Source organism: Eudoraea sp. (assembly GCF_049669105.1).
GTDB lineage: Bacteria > Bacteroidota > Bacteroidia > Flavobacteriales > Flavobacteriaceae > Eudoraea.
This window is the reverse complement of sequence record NZ_JBATKE010000058.1, coordinates 1-4,926: the sequence shown is the minus strand read 5'-3', so window position 1 is coordinate 4,926 and position 4,926 is coordinate 1. Positions and strand designations below refer to the sequence as shown.

5 protein-coding genes and 1 tRNA gene are annotated in these 4,926 nt (G+C 39.5%); 3 read left to right on the top strand and 3 right to left on the bottom strand.

The annotated features are described in order from the left end of the window. Positions 1 to 115 precede the first annotated feature (115 nt). A tRNA-Ser gene (locus WBM60_RS04750) sits at positions 116 to 200 on the bottom strand. A 186-nt stretch (positions 201 to 386) separates the two neighbouring features. On the opposite strand from WBM60_RS04750, the gene WBM60_RS04745 reads away from it, so the two are divergent. The 3 genes from WBM60_RS04745 to WBM60_RS04735 are packed head-to-tail and all read left to right on the top strand — an operon-like array spanning position 387 to position 3,038. Beyond that, positions 387 to 1,142, top strand: coding sequence for a sulfite exporter TauE/SafE family protein (locus WBM60_RS04745; protein WP_424262519.1), 756 nt, complete (start codon positions 387 to 389; stop codon positions 1,140 to 1,142). A 7-nt stretch (positions 1,143 to 1,149) separates the two neighbouring features. After that, on the top strand, positions 1,150 to 1,785 hold the full coding sequence (locus tag WBM60_RS04740; protein WP_424262517.1) for a nitroreductase family protein: 636 nt from the start codon (positions 1,150 to 1,152) through the stop codon (positions 1,783 to 1,785). 59 nt (positions 1,786 to 1,844) lie between these two features. Beyond that, positions 1,845 to 3,038 (top strand): DegT/DnrJ/EryC1/StrS family aminotransferase, encoded by a 1,194-nt coding sequence (locus WBM60_RS04735; RefSeq protein WP_424282810.1) that lies wholly within the window; start codon positions 1,845 to 1,847, stop codon positions 3,036 to 3,038. Between the two features lie 7 nt (positions 3,039 to 3,045). On the opposite strand, the gene ribB is transcribed toward WBM60_RS04735, so the two are convergent. Together ribB and WBM60_RS04725 are read right to left on the bottom strand one after the other, a co-directional pair. Further along, a complete protein-coding gene (gene ribB, locus WBM60_RS04730; RefSeq protein ID WP_424282809.1) occupies positions 3,046 to 4,176 on the bottom strand; it encodes a 3,4-dihydroxy-2-butanone-4-phosphate synthase in 1,131 nt (376 codons plus the stop codon). Between the two features lie 8 nt (positions 4,177 to 4,184). Beyond that, positions 4,185 to 4,926: LptF/LptG family permease (locus tag WBM60_RS04725; protein ID WP_424282808.1), on the bottom strand; the 742-nt coding region annotated here is incomplete at its 5' end.

The following is a 4,926-nucleotide window of genomic DNA, read 5'->3' as shown; positions in this document are numbered from 1 at the left end:
CTGCAAATGTAACTTCCAATCCTTGCAGGATTGACATCTTAAAATTAAAAATCCCATTCAAGCGAGCTTGATGGGATTTTTTTCTTTAAAGCTGCAACGAAGTTACGCTTGATTGCGGAGGAAGAGGGATTCGAACCCCCGGAGGTGTGACCCTCAACAGTTTTCAAGACTGCCGCATTCGACCACTCTGCCATTCCTCCAGTAATCTAAAAAGAGTCTTGTTTTTCAATGTGCCGCTCCCGATAGCTATCGGGACGACCACTCTGCCATTCCTCCCTTAATGCGAGCGCAAATATACTAACCTTTTTTATACCTTAAAAAGTTTGTTGACGATTTTCTTGCAACGTTTATAGTATTATTTATTTGTGACATCCTATTTTTACCACATGGAAGAATGGTATCATTATGTACTGCTCGTACTAGTTGGATTTGTGGTAGGTTTTATAAATACCGTTGCAGGAGGTGGATCCTTAATTTCACTCCCTTTTTTAATCTTTTTGGGATTACCACCCAGCGTGGCTAATGGTACAAACAGAGTGGCCATTGTAATACAGAATGCTATTGGAGTAGCCGGATTTAAAAGCAAAGGCGTCTCCACTTTTCCATTCAATATATATTTAGGGATCTCTGCTTTTTTTGGATCAATTATAGGGGCAAGTATTGCCGTGGATATTGAAGGGGAAACATTCAATAAAATTCTGGCTATTATCATGCTTTTGGTAGTATTAACGATTGTCTTTAAGCCCAAAATGAGTATGCAGGATCTTACGGAAAGGATTACCGGCAAACATTTATGGATAGGGATTGTCGCTTTCTTCTTTATAGGTATATATGGCGGCTTTATCAATGCCGGAATTGGCTTTGTAATTATACTTTTTTTGCACTATTTTAATCATATGGCCCTGGTAAGGGTTAATGCTACCAAGGTGGCCGTGGTTTTTATGTATACCCTTTCCGCTCTTGCCGTCTTCATTTTTAACGATAAGGTCATATGGGAAGTTGGATTGGTATTGGCCATAGGTAACGGGGCAGGTGCATGGTTTTCAAGCCGGATATCTGTTGGGAAAGGCGATGGCTATGTCAAAATGTTTTTGATAATCATGGTCATAATCATGGCAATCAAATTGTGGTTTTTTAATTAAAAGGTAAATGGCAGATATAATTAAGGATTTGGAATGGCGCTATGCGGTTAAAAAATTCGATTCCGCGAAAGAGATTGAGGCTCCAAAACTGGAAAGAATAAAAAAAGCGTTTAATCTCACCGCTACTTCTTATGGTTTGCAGCCTATAAAAATGGTTGTTTTAAAAAATAAGGCCCTGCAGGAACAACTGGTTGAATTTTCATATGGTCAGAAGCAGGTTGCCCAGGCTTCACATGTACTGATCTTATGTATTGAGAAGAAAATAGATGCCGACTATATCTCCGGGTACTTTAATAAAGTAAAGGAAATACGGGGAACCAGCGATGCAGTTTTAGAACCATTTAAAAATGCTTTAGTAAGCGAATTTACCAAAATGGATGCTGAACAAATTCAACATTGGGCAACTAACCAGGCTTATCTCGCCATGGGGAATTTGCTAACCATATGTGCCGTAGAACAACTGGATGCTTGTCCGATGGAAGGTTTTATCCCGGATAATTATGATGAGTTATTAAATTTAGGTTCAAAAGGTCTAAGGTCTGTGCTCGTTCTTCCCATAGGATACAGAGCGGAGGACGACATGTTTTCAGAATTTAAGAAAGTCAGGCGCGATATGGAAAATAGTATTATTTACATATCTTAGGCGTGGAAATTGCAAAATAAACGAGTATAAATCAATATCATAATAAATTAAATACTGCTATGCCGGGTTTTGAACTATTTGGAGATAAAGAAAGAGATCAAGTAAAGGACGTATTGGATTCCGGCGTACTCATGCGCTACGGGTTTGACGGTATGCGAAATGGCCATTGGAAAGCCTTGCAGCTTGAAAAGGAACTTGCAAAACGAATGCAAACAAAGCATGCACAGCTGGTTAGCAGTGGTACGGCAGCTTTAACTGTTGCCCTTGCAAGTGCAGGAATAGGAGCTGGTGATGAAGTCATTATCCCGAGTTTCACATTTGTGGCCAGTTTTGAATCTATTCTCGCTTTAGGAGCAATCCCCGTCATGGTCGATATTGATGATACACTTACCCTGGACCCCTCTGCTGTTGAGAAAGCTATTAATGCAAATACCAAGGTTGTCATGCCGGTTCACATGTGTGGATCTATGGCCGATTTAGGTGCCCTGAAAGCAATTTGTGACAGAAACAAACTTATATTGCTTGAAGATGCCTGCCAGGCAATAGGAGGAACCTATGAAGGAAAACCCCTGGGAAGTATTGGGGATCTGGGTTGCTTTTCATTTGATTATGTGAAAACGATTACGTGCGGTGAAGGTGGGGCTATGATTACCAACAATGAGACTTACTATAAAAATGCCGATCATTATTCAGATCACGGGCATGACCATGTTGGAAACGACAGGGGAGCAGAAAGCCATCCTTTTCTGGGCTATAACTACCGGATTTCGGAACTTCATGCCGCTGTTGGGTTAGCTCAAATTGCGCGTCTGGATGATTTTCTTGCAATTCAGAAGAGAAATTATTCAATTTTAAGAAACGCTCTGGAGCCTATTGAAGGAGTCAGTTTCAGAAGAGTTCCTGAGGGTGGTGTTGAGAATTATTCATTTCTGAATTTTTATCTTCCTTCGGAGAGCATCACGCAGAAAACACATGCGGCGTTTGGCTCTGCGGGCGTTGATGCTTGTTTTTACTGGTATAATAACAATTGGCACTATTATAAGAAATGGGATCATCTTAGAACTATGAAATCTTTAGCACCGGTGGCAAAAGAAGTCTTAGATGGAATTCCGGATTATCCAGAGGGACATTTTAAACAATCAGATCATTGGATGGGTAGAACCATATCATGTCTTATAAAACTCGGATGGGATGAGGCTGAAGTCGTCAAAAGAGCTGAATTGATGGCTACAATAATAAAAAAGGAATTATAAATTTTATTTAATAAGGAGAATAATCTACAATCTCCAGGCCATAACCAACAATACCCACTCTTTTAGCCTGATTGCTGTTGGTCATAAGTCGCATTTTGGTGATATTCAAATCATGCAGGATCTGCGCTCCAATTCCAAAATCACGGGTGTCCATTTCAATTTTTGGGGCTTTAATAATTCCATTTTTTTGATTTTCCTGCAATCCTTTTAAACGTTTAAGAATATTATAGGACTGGCTTTGTTGATCTATAAATACTATGGCGCCCTTACCGGCTTCATTAAGCGCTTTAAACATATCATCTAATTTCTTATCCGCATTATGCGTAAGGGTACCCAGGATGTCATTATTTACCAAAGTAGAGTTAATCCTTGTAAGTACAGGATCGTCCAGCTCCCAGTTACCTTTGGTTAGCGCCAGGTGAACCTGTTCGTTGGTTGTTTGCTGATAGGCATGTAAAGTAAAATGGCCGAAACGGGTCTCTACTTCAAATTCCTCTCTTTTAACAATTAGGCTATCATGGCGCATTCTATAGGCAACCAGGTCTTCAATGGAAACAAGTTTAAGGTCGAATTTACGTGCGACTTCCACCAAATGTGGCAATCGTGCCATTGTACCATCTTCATTAAGAATTTCTACGAGGATCCCTGCAGCTTCAAACCCTGCTAATCGGGCAAAATCTACGGCAGCCTCAGTATGCCCTGTTCTTCTCAGAACTCCACCATTCTTCGCTCTTAAAGGGAAGATGTGTCCTGGCCTCCCCAAATCGTGTGGCTTGGTGGTATTATTTACAAGGGCCTTTATTGTTTTTGCTCTGTCATGAACAGAAATTCCTGTAGTACAACCATTTCCTATTAAATCTACAGATACGGTAAACTGAGTATGATGTAAGACCGTATTGTTCTCTACCATCATTGATAAATCCAACTCCTCACAGCGTTGTTCTGTAAGTGGCGCGCAAATAAGTCCGCGTCCGTGCTTGGCCATAAAGTTGATCATTTCCGGGGTAACCGCTTCAGCGGCGGCAATAAAATCGCCTTCATTCTCGCGATTTTCATCATCTACTACTATAATCACCTTTCCATTTCGTATGTCTGTAATGGCCTCTTCAATAGTATTTAATTGGATTTTATCTTCCATAGTTGCAATCATGATGCTGTAACTTTAATTTTCTTTCTAAAAAAATCTTTTATTTTTTCAATAACATAGCCAAAATCCATTAGGCCCCTGTCTGCAGTAGCTCTTTTGGTTAAATAGATGCCCAAAGGTAACATTATTAGCGTAGAAAGCCATGCTCCAAATATGGGATGAATATTCCCCTCTTTTGCATAATTACCGGCAAAAACTCCGATAAAATAATAGGTTAAAAAGAGCACAATTGCTATAACCATGGGTAAACCAAGCCCTCCTTTGCGGATAATGGCGCCAAGTGGCGCACCAACAAAAAACAGGATTATGCAGGAAAGGGCAAGGGCGAATTTTTTGTGTAAAGACAATATGTGCATATTGTATATTTTATATCGCCGTTGTAATTCTTCTTTTTTACCGAGCACAGAATTTAAAATATTTGATATCGAATTCTTTGCTGCATTAACAATATGAATTCTTCGGTCTTCCCTGTAAAGATCCAATACATTGTCTATTTGTACAGTATCCTTGTCTATTTGTACAGTATCCTTTTCCTGAACAAGAATAGGTAGCACTTTCTTTTTTGTGCTTTTTAAAACGGTATCCAAAACAATTTTAGATTCAGTAGTTTTTAATGTCGTATCAATCTGAGATACCGGAAGAAATGCACCCATTCTATTGGTAATGTTCTTAGAAAAAGCAGCAACTATTTTTACATTGTTTTCCCGTAATGAGTCGATATCCTTATTGAGTCTGGATACA